The following is a 23,316-nucleotide window of genomic DNA, read 5'->3' as shown; positions in this document are numbered from 1 at the left end:
CGAATAAGCAATGAAAAAAATAACTAAATTAGCCTTGCTATCGTTAGTATTATTAGCAGGCTGTGAAAAAGAAGATAAAACAACTCTCGATACAAGTGCTGTAACACTTACTACACAAGTATCAAGCAATACCCTTGTTTTACAAGAAGCTAACGCGAGCCAAGAAGCACTTACTATTACCTATAATGCTAATCTAAGTGTGAATACTCCAGTGAAGTATCAAACGGTTTTTTCGTATGGTTCTAAATCGGATACTAAAAAAATTACTTCTAATAAAGTAACCTATACCGTAGCCGAACTCAATAGAATCGCTCGTACTTTGAAACTCCCTGTAGGGCAAGCCGCCGATGTGAAAATTACCTCTACTGTATTAGTAGGTGAACAACAAGTAACTAAAGGTGTCTCTGAAAATACTATTAGTATCAATTCTTACCAAACCCTTCTCTCTCCTTCTATTTGGGGAGTTGTAGGTGATGCTACACCTAATGGTTGGAATGGTCCCGATGTATCTATGTGGAATCAAGGAGGCAATTTGGTAGCCTATACTACTCTTAAAGCAGGTAAAATTAAATTCCGTACTAATAATAACTGGGGTACCAATTATGGTGGCACAGGAGGTAAATTAGTAACTGGTGGAAGTGATATTGAAGCCTCTGTTATTGGTGCTACTCGTATTACTATCAATCTTTCCGCTCTTACTTACAAAATGGAAGCATACTCTTGGGGTATCATAGGTAATGGTGCCAAAGGTTGGGGAGATACTGATGATGTGGTGATGAGCTATAACGGTCAGCTTGACCAATGGGAAGCTAAAAACGTAGTGCTTAGCAACGGTGAGATTAAATTCCGTTTGAATAACTCTTGGGGTACTAACTACGGATATGTTTCCGATGGCAACCTAAAGAGTGGTGGTGCTAATATTCCTGTTACTGCTGGTACTTACGATATCAATTTCTCTTTTGACGAAGAAGCGGGTACAGGTACTTACGAACTCATTAAAAAATAAATTTAGTTTTCACTTAATTTCTGAACTTTAACAAACAGCGAGCTACTCCTCACAAGTAGTTCGCTGTTTTATTCACTACTACCGATGTAACAGAATGTTGATTTATAGCGTTATATCGTAATATAATCACAAGATAATTCACCGTCAGGTGAAAATTAGTGAGATAATAAAAAATAAAGACTTTTATGGACTCCCAATTTCGTGAAAATTCGTGTAATTCGTGGGAGTTTAAAAAAGCAAATTATCATACTTTATCAAAATGGATTGCTTTGATAATCAATTACTTTTAAAGTATGTTATGTAGGAAAGCCAGCGATAGCTGGGTATGTGCTGCAAACGCTCATATATAAAACATTTTGCAAACGCCCACGCAAAAAACATTTTGGATACTCCCCCACAACTGATATACACTCACCTTTGTGGATAGTCCCCCTTCGGGGGTCGGGGGCTTTCAACCTCCCAAAAAACAATAGATTTTCCCAAAATTTACAACAAATGAAAAACTACTTTTTAGCCTTTACATTAGCTGCTACCATTTCAGCTACTGCCCAACACAAAACCTTAGCAGGCTTCGCTTATGGCAACCCTGCTGCCCCTACAGGTGATGAGTGGCAATCGCCCGAAAACCTATCCCTTAATAAAGAATATCCGCGAGCCTACTTCTTTTCGTTCAACAACGAGAAACAAGCTACACAAGTATTGCCCGAGTATTCTCCCTATTGGCAATCCCTCAATGGGCAATGGCGATTCCATTGGTGCAAAACCCCCGACCAGCGCCCTAAAGATTTCTATAAAACGGATTACGATACCTCAAAATGGGACGCTATTCCCGTACCATCCAATTGGAATGTCTATGGTATCCAAAAAGATGGCTCTCTCAAATACGGCTTGCCTATCTATGTGAACCAACCCGTGATTTTCTACCACGAACGCAAGGTCGACGATTGGCGCAAAGGGGTAATGCGCACACCTCCAACTGATTGGACAACCTATGAATATCGCAATGAGGTAGGTTCCTATGTGCGCGAGTTTGAAGTGCCTAACAATTGGGATGGACGCGAAATCTTTATTGATTTTGATGGGGTAGACTCTTTCTTCTATCTGTGGATCAATGGCAAATACGTGGGTTTCTCTAAAAACTCTCGCAATGTTGCCTCTTTTGATATTACCCCCTACCTTCAAAAAGGTAAAAATAAAGTAGCGGTAGAAGTGTACCGCAATTCCGATGGCTCTTTCCTCGAATCTCAAGATATGTTCCGCTTACCGGGGATTTTTAGAACCGTAGCCCTGCGTGCAACCCCTAAAGTGCAAATCTTCAATTTGAATATCCTTACTGATACTGATTACAAAACGTGGGACTTACAAGTAAAAGCCGAAGTGCGCAATCTCACAAATCAACCTGTGGAAGGCTATTCACTGCACTATGCAGTCTATCCTGCTAAACACTTGTACAAAGATGAAGTGAGCGATTCTCCTGAACAACAGTGGATAACCAAACTGCCTAAAGCAAATGCCAAAGGTTTTGCTACCACAACTTCCTTGCAAAAAGATTGGAAAAACGTGCGTATGTGGTCAGCCGAAGCGCCTTATCGCTATGTGTTAGTTGCTCAATTATTAGATAAAAAAGGCAAAGTGGTTGAAACAGTTTCATCGTACTTTGGTTTTAGAAAGGTGGATATCCAAAATAAAGCCTATTATCTCAATGGTCAGGTAATCAAACTCAAAGGCGTAAATCGTCACGAAACACACCCCGCACAAGGGCACACACTCACTCACGAGCAGATGAAAGACGAAATCTTCTTGATGAAACGCAACAACATCAACCACGTGCGTAACTCTCACTATCCCCCTGATCCTTACTGGTTCTACCTCTGCGACAAGTACGGTATCTATTTAGAAAATGAAGCCAATATCGAGTCTCACGAGTACTACTACGGCAAGGAGTCGCTCTCTCACCCCAAAGAATGGGAAAATGCACACGTTGCCCGTGTAACCGAAATGGTTGAAGCGACTTACAACGCGCCTTCTATCGTAATATGGTCTCTCGGTAATGAAGCAGGACCTGGCAACAACTTCAAAGTAGCTTACGACCACTTGAAAACCATTGATAAAAGCCGCCCTGTGCAGTACGAACGCAATAACGACATTGTGGATATGGGCTCTAATCAATATCCATCAGTGGCGTGGGTAGAGAAAGCTGCTACTGGTGAGCTGAATATCAAATACCCTTTCCATATCTCGGAATATGCTCACTCTATGGGTAATGCTCTCGGCAATCTCGCCGATTATTGGGAAGCGATTGATAGTAGCAAATACATCTGTGGAGGTGCTATTTGGGATTGGGTAGACCAATCAATCTATCATTATACAAAAGATGGCAAGCGTTATGAAGGCTATGGAGGTGATTTCGGCGATTACCCTAACGACGGTCAGTTTGTGATGAACGGAATTATTTTCGCCGATCGCAAACCGAAACCCCAACTCGCCGAAGTGAAAAAAGTGTATCAGAATGTAGCTGTAAAACGCTTCCCTATAGAACGATTGAAAGAGGCTTACAAACCTCAGTATTGCCCTCCTGTAGATTATAAAAACCAAAGTAACTTGCAAAAAACGGCTTTTCAGTTGCGCAACAAAAACTATTTCACCTATATAGAACAAGGAAAAGGAAAATGGCAATTGTTCAAAAATGGTAAAGAAGTGCAACAAGGCAACTTTAGCATACAAAACATTGAACCTGAAGGACATTTCTATGACCTCAGTTTGCAACAATTGGCTAAATCTCTTATTTGGGAAAGAATCATCAGAGAGGAGAACGTCTATGTTATAGAACACTCTCCGTTAGAATCTGGGGCTGAGTATTATATCAACTTTAGTTTTTATCAAAATCAACAACCTTGGTCGGCAGAAAAAGAAGAACCTATAGCCCAAGAGCAATTTTTATTGCAAGCAGCAAGTAATTACCCAAGCATTGCTTCAGTAGCTCAAGGTGATAAATTACAATATAGCAAACGCAAAAATACAATTGTTGGTAAAGACTTCTCCGTGCAATTCGATTTAGAAAAAGGCACCATTGCCAAATTGCAATACGGCAAACAGACTATTGTAGAAAATAGCAATTTTCAACTCAATGCTTTTCGCGCTTTTGTAAACAACGATGTATGGGCGTACCAACAATGGTTTAACAAAGGATTGCACAACTTGAAACACAAAGCCTTATCGCACAAAGTAACCAAAAACGCCAATGGCAGTTATAGCTTTGCTTTCACCGTACAATCACAAGCGCCTAATGGGGCGCAACTCGTAGGTAAACCCAGTGCTGCCGATCATCAAATCAAGGAGTTTACAGATAGACCTTTTGATAACGACAATTTCCGCTTCGTTACCAACCAAGTGTTCACCGTCTACCCCGATGGCTCTATTGAACTGCAAGCGGCTATTGCATCGAACGAACCTACAGCTGTATTGCCACAAATAGGCTATCAGCTCAAGTTGCCCAAACAATTCAAACATACCACTTACTATGGTCGAGGACCTCAAGACAACTATTCCGATAGAAAAACGGGGGCTTTTGTAGGAATATACAATGATGAGGTAACTTTTCCGCTTCCAGAAGGTGGTTCTTCTTTTCCTAAGCCGCAGGATATGGGGCATCATCAAGATACGCGTTGGGTAGCCCTTAAAAACGATGATAACAAAACAGGAGTGCTATTGGTAGCCAATCCTACAATGGATTTTTCAGCTTTAGCTCACTCACCTCAGCAACTCACTTTGGCAGGGCATCCTTACCAATTACCTGAGTCCGATGCTACTTATTTGCAAATCAGCACTGGTGCTACGGGCGTAGGCGGCAACAGCTGTGGTCCCACTCCGCTCGTTCGCGATAGAGTAATGGCAAGTCCTACGCATTTCGGTTTTATCATACGCCCTATAGAATTCAGCACTTCAGCAACTGATGAAAATGAAAAAATAGCTGCACAAGCACAAGTAACCCCTAGTACTCCCGCACCAACTTTCCCTACAGGCTTAGAGAAAACCAAAGGCATACCGATGAAAGTAATTTTTGCTAGTAGTGAAGAGGTAGATTTAGGCGAAGCTACTCACCTGATTGACAATGATCCTAGCACAATATGGCACAGTGCTTATAGCATTACAGTGGCAAAATACCCTCATTGGGTCGATTTTGACCTGATGAAAGAAATCCTTGTAACGGGCATCAGTTACTTGCCGCGTAGTGATGAGTACAAAACCGGTGATGTAAAGGATTTTAGTGTGTCGGTAAGTAACGATGGACAACATTGGGAAGAAGTCCACAAAGGTACTTTTCCGTTAAAAGACGGTAGTCCGCAAAAAGCCATTTTCGCCAAACCCGTAAAAGCTCGCTACCTGCGATTCACCGCCCTAAGCGAACAATACGGACAAGACTATGTAAGTGGCGCAGAACTACAGATTTTAATTGACAAGTAAATTCAGCAATAGTTCAGCTAACCCCTAACCCCTGAAACCTAACACCTAACACCTGCCCCCTAATTTGCCTAATTCCCAAATTATTACTATCTTTGCCGCATCTATTTCCTTTTTCCTAATATTTAAACAGTAAAACATTATGAAAAAAACACTTTTTTCGGTGCTCTCACTGATGATGACTTTCGGTCAGTGTTTATGGGCACAAGAAACCGAAATCATTACCAACCCTCAATCGCAATACCAAAAAGCGGTAGAACTCTACAACCGCAAATTGTATGAGCCGGCGCAAAACCTCTTCCGCAAAGAGCAAACTGCCAATCCCGATAAGGCTATCCGTACCCAAAGTGAGTACTACGTAGCCACTATTGCGGCACTGCTCAACCAAGATGGCGCTGATGCTTTAGTGAACAACTTTATCGTCAATCACCCCGAGTCACCTATGAGCAGCGAGGCTTACCTGCAAATGGCTAACCTCTATTTCCAGCAAGGAAATTATGCCGAGGCTTTGGAGTGGTACAACGCTATTGATGAGTTAGGAGTATCCAGTGAGGAGAAAGCGCGTTTCAACTTCCAAAAAGGTTACTGTCTCTTCCATACGGGCAAACAAGCCGAGTCGAAACCCTATTTCGAGTCGGTGCAGAACAACCCTCTATATGCCGATAATGCCAAGTATTATTTAGGGTATATAGCCTATGACTCCGATGATTACGCAAAAGCCGAAAGTTACTTCCGCGAAGTCCAAGACGATGCGACTCTCAGCAAAAATGTATCCTACTTCCAAGCTAATATGTACTTCAAACAAGCCCTTTACGACGAGGCTATAGAAGAAGGACAAAAACAACTCGCCAAAACCAAGAGCGCTCAAGAAATATCAGAACTCAACAAGATTATAGGCGAAAGTTACTTCAATCAGAAAAAATATAAAGAAGCAATCCCTTATTTGCAAAAATACAAAGGTAAAAAAGGTAAATTCTCTAATACCGATTATTACTATTTAGGCTATGCTTTCTATAAAAATAACGACTACAAGGCTGCTATCGAACAATTTAACAAAATTGTAGGTGGAAACGACAATGTAGCGCAAAATGCTTATTATCACTTAGCCGAATGTTACCTCAAAACCGACCAAAAGCAGCAGGCACTCAACGCTTTCCGCAATGCCTCTCAAATGGATTTCGATAAGCAGATCAAAAAAGATGCACATTTGAACTACGCCCGCCTTAGTTATGAAATAGGGAACCCTTACGAAAGTGTGCCTAGCGTGTTGCAAGCCTACGCACAAGCCTATCCTAACGACAACAAAGAAGAAATTCAGTCGCTTTTGGTAGATTCGTACATTTCCTCAGGTAACTACCAAGCAGCTATCAGTCTGTTAGAAAAATCCAATGACCCTAAAGATAAAGAAACCTACAAAAAAGTAGCTTTCTATCGTGGTTTGGAACTCTTCAACGAACTTCAATACACCGATGCTTTGCAGTATCTCACCAAAGCTATTGCTGGCAGCGGAAGCCTTTCAGCGCGTGCTTCTTATTGGGCAGGAGAATCGGCTTATCAGCTAAAAGATTACAAAGGAGCTGAAACTTACTTCACTCAGTTTGTGAACAATCCAGCAGCTGCCAAAACCGAAGAATACAGCAAAGGCTACTACGGATTAGCATACTCACAATTCAATCAGCACAACTACGCTACGGCTATCGTCAATTTTGAGAAATATCTCAAACAGAACCCTAAAGATAATGTTTGGAAACACGATGCGATGCTTCGCTTAGCCGATTCGTATTTCGTAACCGGAAAATACTGGCCTGCAATGGAGGGCTACAACAAGCTGATAGAAGAAAAATCAGCCGACCAAGATTATGCAGCTTACCAAAAAGCAATTAGTTACGGTTTTGTAGACCGATTGCCTAGCAAAATTGAAGATTTAGAGCGTTTTGTTAAGAACTACAAAGGTTCTAACTTGCGCCCTAATGCCTTGTTTGAGTTGGCAAATGCCTATGTAACAAAAGGATCTACCGAAAAAGGAGTGCAGTACTATCAGCAACTTATCAAGGAATACAAAGGCAATGTGCTTGTGCCTCGTGCAATGTTGCGCGAAGGTTTAGTGTATTACAATAAAGGGGAAGACCAAAAAGCGCTTACCCTTTTCAAAACCATTGCTAAGGACTATCCTAATACGAACGAGGCTTCACAAGCGGTGGCTTCAGCTAAACTTATCTATGTAGATATGGGCAAAGTGAGCGAATATGCTGCTTGGGCGAAGAGTTTAGGTTATGTTGAGGTAACCGACCTTGAGTTGGAAGGTGCATCTTATGAAGCTGCTGAACGCCAATATTTGCAAAACAACAGCAAAGAAGCTATTGCTGCTTTCGAGAAATACCTCAAAGATTTCCCTAATGGACTACGCCGCACTAATGCCGAGTTCTACTTGGGGCAACTCTATTTCAATAGCGGACAAAAAGCCAAAGCGCTTACCCACTATGAAAATGTATCTAAAAGCGGTTCTAACGAATATGGCGAACAAGCCCTTACTCGCGTGTGCCAAATATTGCTCGACGCAGGTAGCTACCTCAAAGCCAAACCTTACCTCGAAGAACTTGAGAAAACGGCTACCATTGCACAGAATAGAACTTATGCTCAAAGCAACCTAATGCGCGTGTGCTACAACGAGAAATTGTACGACAAAGCAATAGAATATGCCAATAAAGTATTAGAAGAAAAATCTATCGATACCCGCATCAAAAACGATGCTTACATAGTGCTCGCCCGTGCTTATACGCAAGCGGGTAACGACGATCAGGCGCGTAAGTATTACCAAGAAGTACAGAAAACAGCTACCGGTAGTCTCGCTGCCGAAGCCTTGTACTACGATGCTTATTTCAAAAATAAAGAAGGTAATTATAAAGCCTCTAATGAGGTCGTACAAAAAATCGCTAAAGATTACGGCGGACATAAAGAATTTGCTGCTAAGAGCCTCATCGTAATGGCTAAGAACTTCCGCGGACTTAACGATGCTTACCAAGCCTCTTACATCTTGGAAAGCGTACTGAAAAACTTCAAAGAGTTCCCTGAAGTAGTAGCCGAAGCTAAAAAAGAACTCGCCGCTGTAAAAGCCGAAGCTGCAAAAAGCAACTCATCAGTAAAGTAGGGACGAATAGCAATCTGCCCCGTCCGACTCGTCCGATAGCAACAACAATATAAAACAAACAAAAAATGAACAAAATTACATATATAGCACTTATGCTTTTAGCTTTAGCTTCTTCTTCAGTAGTAGCTCAAAGCCGTAAAGACAGCCTCACTACCAAGGTGGTAGATGTGGTAAAGTCGTATGCTCCTACCATCGCCGATGCCGATAAAAAACGCGAAGATGCCAAAATTAAAGATTCGCTTACAATAAAAAAGAAAAAGATAAACTATACTATCTATTCTGTGCCAGTAGCCTCTACTTTTGTACCTGATAAAGGACGTGCAGCAGCTATCAAGCAGAAAATAGTGCGCGAAGATTATCAAAACTCGTATATTGCAGGTGGTTTAGGAATGCTCAACACTTTCTATGCCGATGCGAATCTCAATTACCAAGTGAACGACAATGGGCGTGTTTCTTTCTTGCTCAACCACCTCTCATCTTCTGATGATGCCGATGAGGTAATTCCTGAGATGAACTATTCAAACTCTTCAGCTGAGTTGCGTTACGACTACCAAAGTCAAGATGTGTTATGGGGCATAAATGCCGATGTAGGCAGACGTTTGCACAACTGGTATGGAATCCGCAAAAACACTTTCACTAATGCCGAATTGCGTGGCAAGGTAGATGAGGTAAACCAAATCTATTTTGATTACGGATTAGCTGCTTATTTGCAATGGTCAAATCCTTATTTCAAAGGCTTAGATTTCGCTATTCGCGGACTTTCCGATCATTTCCAAAGCAAGGAAATCAACGTGAAAGCACAACCTTCGTTTGAAGTGCCCCTTACCGATGAACAAAAAGTCAATGCCAATGTACTCGTAGATTACTACGATGGTAGTTTTACACGTAAGTACAATCTTATCAATGATATGGATAACCGCTGGATGCTCTTTGGGGTAAATCCTTCTTACCAGTTGGTAGTAGATAACCTCAATGTAAAATTAGGAGTGTCGTTAATGTATGTAGATGCTAATAAATCAGTAGATAGTAAGTTCAAAGCCTACCCCGATGTAGAAGCTTCTTACAACCTTACCGATAGCGCTATATTGCACGCAGGAGTACGCGGAGGTATGCAGCAAAACACTGTTGAGAAACTCACCAAAGCCAATCCGTATCTTGCACCTATGCAAGAAATTAAACCTACCAATGTACAAGTAGATGGCTTTGTAGGGGTAAATGGTAAGGTAGGTAGTGATTTGCAATACCGCTTAAAAGGTAGTTACCGCCAGTATAAAGAAATGCCTCTCTTCACCACCAATAGCGAGCGACCTTTGTTGGGAGTTGAAGCTCTCCCTTATCAGTACTACAACTCTTTCAACTTGTTGTACGATGAGGTGAGCGATTTCGAGTTCTTAGCAGGAATAGGTGGTAATTTGAAGGATATTGTTACTTTCAATTTTACCGGTCAGTACAACAACTACAAAGCCCGTACCCAGCGCGACAAAACCGCTTGGAATCTCCCTAACGTACGCGTATCCCTCTACACCGATTTCAAAATCCTGCCCAATCTCTTCACAGGGATAGATTTGTTCTATACCGGTGCACGTGAAGACCTCGATTATCAAATAGGAAGTGCCTTGCCCGAGAAAATCAACCTTAGTGGTTACTTAGATTTGAACTTCCATATCGATTATACCTTTAATAAGAATTGGCAAGTATTCCTAAAAGCCAACAACCTCACTGGTCAGCGTCACGAAAATTGGGTGTATTACCCATCGCAAAGCATCCAAGCCTTTGCAGGAATCAAATACATCTTTAAATTAGGAGAATAACAAGTAACAAAATCACATACTTTGCCAAAGTTTCGAGCCTACACAGCCCGTAACTTTGGCAAAGTTTTTTTATCGCTCAATATAAAAAAACGATAGATTTAACTTTTATTTAACACGCGGTATAAAAAATAAACGTTACTTTTGCCTCGTTTAATTATAAAACTTACACACGTATGAAGAAATTATTACTATTAGCAGCCGCTGCACTCACTGTTGTAGCCTGTAAAAAAGACAGCGACGAACCAACGCCAACCCCTGATGGTGGGGGAAATCAAAAACCAGTAGAAGTGCCCGCAGGTTTTGTAAAAAGTATTCAGGAAGTATCTACTGATGGAACTCGTACTAAAACTACTACTTACAATGTAGAGAACAATGTATTAAAAGAGTGGACTGAAGTAATCTCTAATGGAGATATTTACACCCATACTTTAGAGTACAAAGGTGCTCAATTAAGTACTTATACCTCAGCTGAGAATAGTGCTAGTAGAGGAAATATCGTTACTAAATTCAACTTCTTGTATGAAAACAACAAACTTACGAAAATTGAAAAAGTTCGTGATGGCAAAAAAGATGTTTTCAATATTACAGTAGACGATCAAAACCGCATTACTTCTAAACATCTTGTATTGAATCCTACTGATGGTTGGGACGCTGGTAACACTTGGACAGCTACTTTCACTTACTCAGCCAATACTTTAGTTGTTAAAGATCCTACAGATGGAAGTACTTATACTTACACTTATGAAGATGGTAATGTAGTAAGATTGCAAGATTCATATAGAAATAACAGAGTTCTTACTTATGATAAAACCCTTGTTAACGATCTTAATTTTGAGTATTTCCGTTGGATATATATAGCACAACTTTTTGTACGTCATAGTGATATTACTTTAGGTAGTGATGACATCTTTGTTAGAACCTCTAAAAACTTTTTAACAAGTAATGGCGTAATGCATTATGAAGTTGTAGAAAAACAAGGTAACAAACCTAAAAAAGTAAATAGAAAATACGGTACTAACCCTGATGCAACAATTTTCTATACTTACTAACTAAACTCTAAGAAACTAAAAAAAAGCTATTCAATAACTCTTTTTTTGAACAATTTCTATTTTTTTAAACCCTTAAACACATTTCACAAATGAAAAAATTATTACTATTAGCAGCCGCTGCACTCACTGTTGTAGCCTGCAAAAAAGACAGCGACGACCCAACGCCTCCAAATGGTGGTGGCAACGGAAATGGTAATGGCAACGGCAATAACGGAGCCCAAACCGAAGTACCTACTCCAGTACCTGCAGGTTTTGTAAAGAAAATTGAAGTTACAGGTCAAGAAACAAGTACCACTACTTTTAATGTAGAAAATAATGTACTAAAAGGTTGGACTGTGGTCTCTCCTAATGCTACACAAACTTATACATTAGAATATAATGGTAAGAACCTCAAGAAGTACACTTATGAGTCTAAAGAAAATGGTCGTACTGATTTGTATAAAGTAGAGTTTGAATTTACCTATCAAAACAACAAACTTGTGAGCTTTAAACGTACTCGCGATCGTATGTCCGATAACTATGATGTAGTAGTTGACGATAAAGGTCGCATTACCTCTAAAACCTCAAGAGGAGATGTAGGAGGTTGGGAAGGTATGGTATGGACAGCTACCTTTGCCTATACAGATAACTCTTTGGTAGTAAAAGACCAAAATAATGCTACCTATACTTATACTTATCAAAATGGTAACCCAACAGCTCTCTCAGAACCATTTGGAAGTAACTTCGTTTACTCTTACGACACTACTGTATTAAATGACTTCAATTTTGAATATTTCCGCTTGGCAACAGTGGTAGAACTCTTTACAAGACATAGCAATCTTACCTTAGGAAATGGAAGTCAGGATGTATTTGTAAAATCATCTAAAAATATACTGACTTCTGATGGTTCTTTCACTTATGAAGTGACTGAAAAACAAGGAAGTAATAAACCTAAAACAGTAATTAAAAAACGTGGAGGAGATAGTGCTGTTTATGCTACTATCAAATACACTTACTAAAACATCCCACAGAGGCTGTCCGAAAAGTCTCAAAATCGCTTTTGCATCATAAACTTCGCCAAAGTTTTAATTGCTCGTCGTGCTACAACCTTTGTCAAAGTCTATAAACTTGATAATCAATCACTTTTAAAGTATGCTATGTACGGGCGTTTTGTAAACGCCCCTACAAGAAAAACTTTTAGGACAGCCTCTTACTTTTTTAACTTAAACACATTTCACAAATGAAGAAATTATTACTATTAGCAGCTGCTGCACTCACTGTTGTAGCCTGCAAAAAAGACAGCGACGACCCAACGCCTCCTCCTGCACCACCCGCAGCAGCAAGCCCTTACGTTGTAAATATCGATTATCCTAAAACTATAGTAATTGATCGTGGTGCTGGTAATACCGAAACTGTTACCCATACTGTTGATGCTCGCAAACTCCTTACTAAAGTAACTTGGGTAAACGGCACTACTTCCGAAACCGTAAACTTCGATTACGATAATGCTCTTTATCTTAGTAAAGTAACAGTGCTAAACAATCTTGGCGCTCATACCTTTGAGCTTTTTTATAACGATAAAAAACAAGTAGAACGTATCATCGATACCCAATTAGCAGATGTAGTTACTCAAACCTTTACCTATAACAACGATGGTAAAATAGCTACTATCGTAAAAGATGGTCAAGGTACAGTGAGAAGTACTACTTATCAGTACGAAGGCAATGTAGTAAAAGAAAACACATCTTTTGCACACGGAGGTTCATTTTCTAATACTTATACCCTTGATACCAATGGAAATGTAGTGAAAACTGTTGCTTATGGTTATACCCAAACAGCTACTTACACTACTGGTAAAAACTACAATGCACACCCCGCTTTCAGATGGGTAGCCGAAGAACCTATTTCAGTAGGAGCACGCCAAGTGAATTACTATTATGAGAAATTCTTTGCATATACTACACAAAAGAATTTTCCTAAAACAAGTCCTTTAGTACGTGAATATCAGTACAACAACGAGCAAAAACCTACTCAAATAGTACTTAAATCTATTGATAATCGTACGCAAACCTTTACCCTTACTTACTAAAAACAGACTAACAATTAAAACCCTTACAAACTTTGCCAAAGTTCCCCGCTGTACAGCTCGCACCTTTGGCAAAGTTTTTTTATATCCCCCCTGACACCTAACCCCTAATACCTATCCCCTAAAATTGCTAAATTAAAAAATTATTACTACCTTTGTCGCTCACTAATATGCAATAGATATGAAACTCTTCATTATCTCATTACTTACATTCTTTAGCACTATTGCCCAAAGTCAGAACCTTTCGCTCCTGCCTCCTATCTACAACTACTCTCAAACTCAATATAAGGCAGGGATGCAAAACTGGCAAGTAACTCAGTGTGAGGATGGTGTACTTTATGTAGCTAACAACCAAGGGCTACTTACTTTCGACGGACAAGTATGGCAACTGCACTACTTGCCACAAAAGAAAATTGCGCGTTCGGTATTCGCCGATAGTAGCAACCCTAACTCGCGCGTATATGTCGGCTCCTTTGAAGAATTTGGGTATTTTCAGCGCAATGCTCAAAACCGATTGGTATATACTTCGCTGAAAGACCAGCTCAAAGGTTATTCGTTTCACAACGACGAAGTATGGCAAATCTTCAAATACCAAGGAAAAATATATTTCCAAACCTTCTCTTCTTATTTCGTGTACGATGGCTCTCAGGTACAAGCATTCACTTCTCAACCTGCCCCCTTTGCAATGTTTCCCTACGGCAACAAACTCTATATGCAGGGTATGAATGCTGGCTTTTATCTCATTGATGCTCAGCAAAAACTTCGTATGGAACTCTCGGCAGAACAGCTCAACGGGATAGTGATAGAAATCATTCCTTTCCAAAATGAATTGCTTTTGGTAACCAATAAAAACGGATTTTTTCACTATAACCCCTCTACCGCCGAACTGCGCAAATTCCCTACCGAAATGGATGCCCTCTTCCCCTCACTTCGTATCAACCGAGCATTGCTCACTGCTAACAATCTGCTCATTTTAGGAACACTCACCGAAGGATTATACGCCATAGACCCTCATAGTGGAAAGATTCTTGGACATATCCATAAGAAAAACGGACTGAATAACAACACTGTTTTGGGGCTCTATGAAGATGCCCAGCACAACCTATGGGCAGCCTTAGATAATGGCTTGGCAATGATAGAAATCCCAAGTAAGTTGCGCTATCTAAACCTCAATGGCGATGTAGAGCTCATAAGCGATATGGCACTGAAAAACAATGTGTATTATTTAGCATCTAACAAAGGTGTCTACACTTTTAAAGAGGGGAATCTCTCCAAAATCCCTAATTTCTCTAATCAAGTGTGGTTTGTGAAGCAGTATGACCACCAGCTGTTTGTAGGGCATAACAAAGGTGTTTCAGAACTTAAAGACAATCAGTTACAACCTCTTGATAATGTAGGAGTAGGAGGAATGGATTTGAAAAAAGGAGTTATCCACGGTCAGGAAGTGCTAGTAGGCTCGTCCTACTCGGTGCTTACCATTTATAAAAAAGATGCTGCGGGTCGTTGGGTGCCCTCTCATATCGTAAATGGTTATTTTGATCTTACCTATCGTGTGGAAATAGATGCTTTTGGTAATATATGGACGAACCACACCTATAGAGGCGTGAGCAAACTCTCTCTCTCCGAAGACCTTAAAAGCGTACAACACAAAGTAACGTACGACCAACTCAAAACCAAAGAATCCCTCAAATTACTGAAATTACGCGGTAAAATAATCTTTGCCGATGGGCAACAGTGGTATGACTACAACGACGACAAGCAAACCATTCTGCCTTACACACTCCTCAATGAGCAATTGCCACAACTCGCAACCACTCGCCATATAGTACCCGTGAACGACAACCGATTTTGGTTCATCACCCCTACCGATTATCACTTAGTATCCTTTGCTAATGGTCAGTATAAAATAGAGGAAAAAATAGCCTTTAGCCAGTTGCAACATCCTGCAAGTGAGGAGCGTGCTGCCGCTTTTGTTACCCCCGATGGGGATACTTATTTCTGTTTAGATGGCAGTATTGCGCGTTATACACCCAAAACTCCTCAAGTGAAATTTCCTAATAACCTTAGCTTGAAAACTTTCCGCACCTACAATCGCTCAACCGACCAATATACACTGGAAAGTATCACTCCTCACGCTTCTATTCCTTATAGTAGAAATAATTTATTATTTGATTTTCAATATCCTAATTTTAGTAAAGAGTATTGTCATTTATGGTATCAGTTAGAGGGGTACGACAAGCACTGGCGAGAAGTTACTAATGATTTTAAAGTGAATTACCAAAACCTTCCTTCAGGGCATTACCAACTAAAAGTGAAGATGCTCAACGAGTTAGGTGAAACATTATCTCATTATACTTTTCCTTTTTCGGTAACCACTCCTTGGTACAGAAGTGTATGGGCTTATATATTGTATTTGGCGGGATTTATAGGTGCAGGAGCATTGGTTACAGCTCTCTATTTGCGCTATAAAATGAAGAAAAAAGAGCGTTCGTATTTGCGTGAACGCCTGCGCCGTCAGCGCTTGTTAGAAGCACGAGAACAGGAAGTAACTAAATTGCAAAACCAAATGCTAATGGCTCAGTTAGACTACAAGAGCAAATCGTTAGCCGAAGCTACTATGATGAACATCACCCGCAACGAGTTCCTTACCAATCTCATTACAGAACTCGAAGAATTGATGGATAACCAAAAAGTGAGCAAAGCCAAAAGTAGGTTAATTTTGCAACACATACGCGAGAACATCTCTCAAGAAGACCAATGGCAAGTATTCCAAGAAAACTTTGATCTTATACACAAAGATTTCTTCAAAAAACTCAAAGAACTCTATCCGCAACTCACCCCCACCGATTTGCGTTTGGCAGTGCTTATCAGGCTTAACTATACATCCAAAGAAATTGCAACTATGCAAAATGTATCTCTTAGAGGGGTAGAAACTGCCCGCTACCGATTGCGCAAAAAACTCCAATTAGCCGAAGAAGATAATCTTTACGATTTCTTCGCTCAATTCAATTAACATTTTCTTATCTCTTACTTCTTATCTCTTACCCTAAAAATCCCCTCCTTAACCAAAAGATTATAAATTAGTTACAAAACGTTGTAGTAGTAATGACGTAGTCCTTTAACAAATTATTTTAACATTGTAGTAGTGAAAGCGAACCTGTTTTTTTGCATATAAAAGAAAGAATAAGGAACTTTGCGACATAAATTCTTTAATAAACGTACGGAAATGAAAAAACTGTTGTTTTTCTTCCTGATAACCTTTCTCTCTCTTGCTGCTTATGCACAACCTAATATAGTGAGAGGGAAAGTATTTGAAGCAGGGACTAAAAACCCTATTCCAGGAGCTAATGTAATTGTGAAGGGTACGACCCGCGGCGTTTCAACCGACCTCGATGGAAACTTTACACTCGATAAAGTTTCACCGGGTGATGTGTTAGAAATTAGCTACATAGGTATGGAAACCCAAAATGTGAAAGTAGTAGCTGGACGCCACTACTTAGAGATTGCTCTCAAAGATGATACACAACAACTCAAGGAAGTGGTTGTTATAGGCTATGGGGCAGCTCAAAAACGAGACCTCACGGGCTCTATCGCTAGCCTCAAAACCGATGCCTTTGCCGATAGACCTTCAGCTAACCCCTTGGCTTCTATTCAAGGAAAGGTCGCTGGGGTACAAATCGTCAATACAGGGCGTGCAGGACAAGACCCCGAAATTCGTATCCGCGGTACAAACTCTATCAATGGCTATACTCCTCTCTATGTAGTCGATGGGCTCTTTACCGATAATATCAACTACCTCAACCCGCAGGATATCGAGTCTATGGAAATCCTCAAAGACCCCTCTTCGCTTGCTATCTTTGGGGTTCGCGGGGCTAATGGGGTGATTATCATTACCACCAAAAAAGCCAAAAAAGGACAAACCATCGTGAATCTCAATTCTTCTGTAGGGCTTAAATCTGTGGAAGACCGCGTTGCAATGACCGATGCCGAAGGCTTCAAAACGCTCTACAACGAGGATTTGGCTAACAAAGGTGCCGCCCCTTTTGATTATACACACTATCAAGCCAATACCGATTGGCAAGACCAAATCTTTCAGCGTGCGTGGGTGTACAACCACAATGTGAGCATTGCCACTTCTGGTGAGAAAGGGCGCTTCTATATGGGAGCAGGCTATACTGATGAAGAGGGTTCTATCAAGCACGAAAAACTCACCAAATACACCCTCAACCTCAGCAGCGACTACAATGTAACTGATTATCTGCGCTTTGGCTTCCAAGCCAATGGTTCTCGCACCCTCCCTATCGATGCCAAAGGGGTCGGTACAGCCCTAAAAGCAGCTCCTATTGTAGCCCCTTACGACACTCAATCGGGTTTGCTAAATATAATGCCTAACTTCCAGCGTGCCCAAGTGTGGAATCCGCTTATCGATGTAGAAACACGTGCCAATCACAACAAAGGTTTGAATCATCGTTTGGCGGGCAATGTATATGGTGAGTTGGATTTTTTGAAGTATTTCACTTTCAAAGCAACTCTTTCTATGGATTACCGCATAGGTGAAAATCGTGAGTTCTCACCCATCATTCGGGTCTACAACCCTGATACCCAAAAAAGAGAAAGACTTACCGAACGCGAGGAGATCAAGCAATCTAAATCTACTACTGTCGATACGCAACAGGATTACATCCTCACCTTCAAAAGGCAAATGGGCGACCACAATATCACCCTCACTGGCGGACTTACCACGAACTATACTGAGCGTAGTGAACTTTCTGCTGGCAGAAACCAACACGTAAACGATATTGTGTTCGGTATCCCCGAAAACCCCGATAAATGGTGGATTTCTTCTATCAGCGGTACCAATCTATCCAATGGCAGCAGTCAGCATCACCGTTTTACAATGTCGTATTTAGTGCGCGGTTTGTATAGTTATGGCAATCGCTATTTGTTTAACGCTTCTTTCCGCCGTGATGGAGCTTCAGTATTCCATCGCTTGGGCAATACGTGGGATAATTTCTATTCCTTCGGGGCTGGCTGGGTAGTGAGTGAAGAAGCTTTTATGAAAAACCAAAAAGTGGTAGATTACCTCAAACTCAAAGGCTCTTGGGGCGTTTTGGGTAACCAAAATACAGGCGGTAGAAACTACCCTACTTATCCTATCTTGCAATCTTCGGGCAGTGCCGTCTTTGGCGACCGTATCATCACGGGCTATGCACCTGCTTATTTAGTGCAAAATTTAGGTTGGGAAAAAACTTATGCGTGGGAAGCTGGTGCCGAATTCCGCTTCTTGGGCAATCGCCTCAGCGTAGAACCTGTGTATTATCACAAGAAAACTAAAGACCTCATCGTGCTGCTCAGCGGTATTGCGGGCGCTAAGAACTCTTTGGAAAACCTTGGTGAGATTGAAAACAAAGGTTGGGAGTTTTCAGCCTCTTGGCAAGACCAACGCAAGGAAAGTGGTTTTAGCTATGGTGTAAGTGCTAACCTTACCACTATCGACAACAAGGTGTTATCACTCGGTAGGGGAGATAATGATGCGCTCTACGAACACAATTCTGTAGCGCGTACTTTGGCAGGTTACCCTATTGGTCACTTCTATGGTTATAAGGTGAAAGGCGTGTATCAAACTTATGAAGATATCGATACTTCGCCTGCTAACAATATAGCTACTGTAAAACCTGGGGATCTCAAATTTGAAGATATAAACGGCGATGGTGTAATCGATAGTAAAGACCGCACGATGATAGGCAACCCTACCCCCGATTTCACTTATGGATTTAGTGTAAATCTCGGCTACAAAGGTTTTGACCTCACTGCCGAGTTTATGGGAGCTTATGGCAACGAAATCTACCGCGGTTGGGGGGAGAGCAACTATGCTGCCCTCAACTACCAAGCTCACCGTTTGAACCGTTGGCACGGCAAAGGTACTTCTAATTGGGAACCTATATTAGATAGTAGCAGGGCTATCAATCAGCAAAATTCATCGTATTATATAGAAGATGGTAGCTTTTTCCGCTTCCGCAATGTGCAGTTGGGCTATAGCTTGCCACAGGAAGTAGTACAACGTTTCAAAGTACAGAAATTGCGCTTCTATGCCAATGTGCAAAATCTCAAAACTTGGCATAAGAACACGGGCTATGTGCCCGAAATTGGCGGTAGTGCCTTAGCTTTTGGTATTGATAATGGTACTTACCCTATGCCAATGATTGTTACCTACGGGGTGAACCTCACGTTTTAATTAACAATTAACAATTGATAATTATGAAAAAGAATATATATCATATCATAGCAATAGGATGGATGGCAGCGAGTCTCGCTCTCTTTACCCATTGCAACAAATTCGACCAAGAGCCACAAGGCGAATGGGTTGATGGCGACCAAAATGGCGTATCGGGCGCTTATGAAGCCGATGTTTTTACATTGTACGCCAAATTGCGCGGATTCTCTATAACCTCAGGGAATACAGCTTTAGCTATTCACAGCTTTCGTAGTGAAGATGCCGAAAAAGGCTCTATTGCCAGCGATGGGGCAGGTATGGCTGCAATGTTCGACGATTTCAACTATGTAGCCTCCAATGGCAATATCAATAGTTATTATGTAGATAATTTAGCAGTAGTACACCTCGCGAATACCGTGCTCGACAAAATAGCTAAAGCCGACCAAAGTGCGCTCACCGATGCCGATAAAATCAATAGGGGAGAGGCTCATTTCTTCCGCGCTTTTGCTTATTTCAACTTGGTGCGTGCTTTTGGCGAAGTGCCTCTTATCAATTTCCGCATCTATAAAGATGAGGATGCTAATAAACCTAAGGCAAGCGTTGATAAAATCTATGAACTCATCGATGCCGATCTTACAGCTGCCGAAGCTGTTTTGCCCCGCACTTGGGGTGCCGTGTACGTAGGGCGCCTCACTTGGGGGGCAGCACGCGCGCTACACGCCAAAACTTATATGATGCGCTCTAATTGGCAAGCGATGTACACTGCTAGCACCGATGTAATTAACAGTGGTTTGTACAACCTCAGTACCCCTTTCAATAAAGTGTTTAGAGAAGAAGGCGAGAACTGCCCCGAGTCTATCTTGGAACTACAATGTACTGCCAATGCGCAATACCCTGATTCTAATGAGGTAGGTAGTCAGTTTGCACAAGTACAAGGAGTGCGCGGTTCGGGACAATGGAACTTAGGTTGGGGGTGGAATTGCCCTACCCAGCTTTTAGCCGATGCTTTTGAAGCAGGCGACCCTCGCAAAAATGAAACCTTGCTCTATTTTGCCAAAAGTGAAGCCGAAGCTGCTACTATGCAACCTAATACGCCTTATAATGAGAAACCTATAGCGGCAAGCAATGTGGTAAACAAGTATTACAACAAAAAAGCCTATACCAATCCCGCTTTGCGCAGTACCTATAGCAAAAGCGGACATTGGTTCAATATCCGCCTTATTCGCTATTCCGATGTGCTTTTAATGGCTGCTGAAGCTGCTAACGAACTCGGCAACAGTGCCCAAGCACTCGTCTATTTAGAGCAAGTGCGTGCAAGAGCACGGGCAGGCAACAACGCAATCCTACCTGCCGTTACAACCACTGTCCAAAGTGATTTGCGCACTGCCATTCGCCACGAACGCCGTGTAGAGCTCGCTATGGAATTCGATCGTTTCTACGATTTAGTGCGCTGGAATATAGATGTGGAAACCCTGCATAACGCGGGCAAAACCGCTTATCAAACCAAACACCGCCTCTTGCCCTTGCCTCAAGCGCAAATCGACCGTTCCAACGGAGTGCTTATCCAAAACCCTAATTATTAATTAGCTAACAGGTTTCAGGTATTAGGTGTCAGCTGTCAGGTAACATCACGTCATCTTTTACCTCTTACCTCTTATCTCTTATCTAAAAATGAAAAAGTATATATTTTATATCAGCTTTATGGCAGGTCTTATAGCTTTTACCAGCTGCTATCAAGATTTAGACCAAGACCCGCCTTTCGATTATCCTGAGGAGGTAATCCCTCAGTACAACCCTCAAAAGCTCTTGTTTACCTTTGAGAGTAATGCAAAAAATGTGAGTAGATACAAGGTTCCTACACTTCCTAAGGGCAATGTTACCTATACAGAAGGCAAAAAAGGCAAAGCCTACCAAGGGGGTGAAGGTACTTATGTGTTTATCTCTCCTCGCACGGCGCGCTTTGCTGGCGATATATCTCTGAAAGATACGATAGCTAACCTCGGTAGTTTTACAGTAGCTTTCTGGATGAATTCCCCTCAAGTGAATAAAGGTACAGGTGTCTTTTCAATTCCTAATACTAAAAAGTTCTGGGGTAACCTCGATATTTTCTTAGATGGCAACAATACTGCTGGCGAAGGACGTTTTAAAATGCACCTCTTCAATGGTACTAAAGAAAATTGGGTAGAGACCAAAATCCCTGGTACTATTGGTGATTGGGTGTTTATGACCTTCCGTTACAATCACAAAACAGAAGTGTTACACATTTTCAAAAATGGCGAAATTGTTTTTACGCGTGCCCTTACAGGTTGGGGACGAATTGTCTACAACAATATGGGTGATTTGGTATTAGGAACTTTTGGTTTCCAAACCGATCCTCCTCAATCGTCAGACAAAGCACAAAATTGGGCACAATCCTTCCCTGGCAAGTTAGACAACTTTGGTTTCTACAATCAAGCCCTTACCGATGAACAGATAAAAGCCTTGTATAATGAATAAAAAGAATGATATTTACATAAAAAATAACCCTTTTTCTCCAATCTCCTTTGCGGCTTGTCCCTCTTTGGTGGTTCGAGGACTGAATACAAAACTTTTAGAACTATGTTTGTTACTTTTCTTTCTTTCGTTCCCTCTTTCTGCTCAAAATGAAGCCTTTGCTAAAAAGCGTTACATTACCGCACAGCAGGACACAATGCCTTATCGTTTCTTGCAGCCCGAGCAACTAAAAGAAGGCAAGAAATACCCTTTAGTGCTTTTCTTGCACGGGGCAGGGGAGAGGGGGAGCGACAATGTAAGTCAGTTGCGCAATGGGGGTACAGTGTTTAGCAATCCTGCGAACCGAGATAAATACCCTTGCTTTGTGCTATTCCCTCAATGTCCTGAGGGTGCGTATTGGTCGCTTGAAAAACGCCCCGATCAAGGGTATAAGAATACGGCTAATCCACTGCCTAAAGAAGTGCCTATCACCAAACACTTGCGCTTGGTGAAGGAACTTTTAGATGAGACTTTAGCTACTTACCCTATCGACCCTAAACGAGTGTATATTATGGGCATTTCAATGGGGGCGATTGCTACTTTGGATATGGTGTATCGCTTCCCCAATACCTTTGCCAAAGCCGTTTCTATATGCGGGGCGACCAATATAGAGCGTATGCGCGAGTTCAAAGGGAAAACAAAATTCCGTTTCTATCACGGTGATATCGATGATGTGATACCGGTAACCTATTCGCGTGAAGCCTATAAAGCCCTGAAAACTACCGGCAAAAAAGCCGAATATATAGAGTTCTACGGGGCAAATCACAACGCTTGGCATCCCGCTTTCAACACCCCAGACTTCTTGCAATGGACTTTTAAAAAGAAATAATGCTCTTATAGACAGAAACAAACTTTTCACGATTCACTAAAATCTGTCACTACACTTTGCCAAAGTTTCTTGCCCGTACGGCTTGTACCTTTGGCAAAGTTGACTACTCTGATTATTAATAATTTTTGAAGTATGTTATGTACGGGCGTTTTGCAAACGCCCACATAAATAGAACTTTTTCAGCTACTTTCTTTACAAAAA

12 protein-coding genes are annotated in these 23,316 nt (G+C 41.3%); all 12 read left to right on the top strand.

The annotated features are described in order from the left end of the window. The first annotated feature begins 10 nt into the window (after positions 1–10). The 12 genes from DR017_RS07685 (at position 11) to DR017_RS07630 (ending at position 23,115) form a co-directional block, all read left to right on the top strand. Positions 11–1,006, top strand: coding sequence for a SusE domain-containing protein (locus tag DR017_RS07685; protein WP_002677982.1), 996 nt, complete (start codon positions 11–13; stop codon positions 1,004–1,006). A gap of 495 nt (positions 1,007–1,501) precedes the next feature. Further along, a complete protein-coding gene (locus DR017_RS07680; RefSeq protein ID WP_002677834.1) occupies positions 1,502–5,470 on the top strand; it encodes a glycoside hydrolase family 2 TIM barrel-domain containing protein in 3,969 nt (1,322 codons plus the stop codon). A 139-nt stretch (positions 5,471–5,609) separates the two neighbouring features. Beyond that, complete coding sequence (locus tag DR017_RS07675; protein ID WP_002677967.1) at positions 5,610–8,615, top strand: tetratricopeptide repeat protein; 3,006 nt, start codon at positions 5,610–5,612, stop codon at positions 8,613–8,615. 65 nt (positions 8,616–8,680) lie between these two features. Next, positions 8,681–10,426 (top strand): TonB-dependent receptor, encoded by a 1,746-nt coding sequence (locus DR017_RS07670; protein ID WP_002677697.1) that lies wholly within the window; start codon positions 8,681–8,683, stop codon positions 10,424–10,426. Between the two features lie 173 nt (positions 10,427–10,599). Further along, a complete protein-coding gene (locus DR017_RS07665) occupies positions 10,600–11,475 on the top strand; it encodes a hypothetical protein (RefSeq protein WP_002677852.1) in 876 nt (291 codons plus the stop codon). Positions 11,476–11,564: 89 nt separating this feature from the next. Then, a complete protein-coding gene (locus DR017_RS07660) occupies positions 11,565–12,473 on the top strand; it encodes a hypothetical protein (RefSeq protein ID WP_002677959.1) in 909 nt (302 codons plus the stop codon). A 221-nt stretch (positions 12,474–12,694) separates the two neighbouring features. Continuing rightward, the gene (locus DR017_RS07655) at positions 12,695–13,543 is read left to right on the top strand and encodes a hypothetical protein (RefSeq protein ID WP_002677639.1); all 849 of its coding nucleotides are present in this window, start codon (positions 12,695–12,697) and stop codon (positions 13,541–13,543) included. 178 nt (positions 13,544–13,721) lie between these two features. After that, entirely contained in the window at positions 13,722–16,553 is a 2,832-nt protein-coding gene (locus DR017_RS07650; protein ID WP_002677902.1) for a triple tyrosine motif-containing protein, read from the top strand. Positions 16,554–16,766: 213 nt separating this feature from the next. Then, positions 16,767–19,775 (top strand): SusC/RagA family TonB-linked outer membrane protein, encoded by a 3,009-nt coding sequence (locus tag DR017_RS07645; RefSeq protein ID WP_002677667.1) that lies wholly within the window; start codon positions 16,767–16,769, stop codon positions 19,773–19,775. A gap of 23 nt (positions 19,776–19,798) precedes the next feature. Then, on the top strand, positions 19,799–21,337 hold the full coding sequence (locus DR017_RS07640) for a RagB/SusD family nutrient uptake outer membrane protein (RefSeq protein ID WP_002677979.1): 1,539 nt from the start codon (positions 19,799–19,801) through the stop codon (positions 21,335–21,337). Positions 21,338–21,425: 88 nt separating this feature from the next. Further along, the gene (locus DR017_RS07635) at positions 21,426–22,250 is read left to right on the top strand and encodes a LamG domain-containing protein (RefSeq protein WP_002677780.1); all 825 of its coding nucleotides are present in this window, start codon (positions 21,426–21,428) and stop codon (positions 22,248–22,250) included. Beyond that, positions 22,243–23,115, top strand: coding sequence for a carboxylesterase family protein (locus DR017_RS07630; protein ID WP_002677809.1), 873 nt, complete (start codon positions 22,243–22,245; stop codon positions 23,113–23,115). The genes DR017_RS07635 and DR017_RS07630 overlap by 8 nt, the downstream gene beginning before the upstream one ends. Positions 23,116–23,316 lie beyond the last annotated feature (201 nt).

Origin of the sequence: Capnocytophaga sputigena (assembly GCF_900446695.1) — a bacterium.
In the GTDB taxonomy this organism is placed as follows: Bacteria; Bacteroidota; Bacteroidia; order Flavobacteriales; family Flavobacteriaceae; genus Capnocytophaga; species Capnocytophaga sputigena.
The sequence above is the reverse complement of the archived record's forward strand: the minus strand, read 5'-3'. Positions and strand labels throughout refer to the sequence as shown.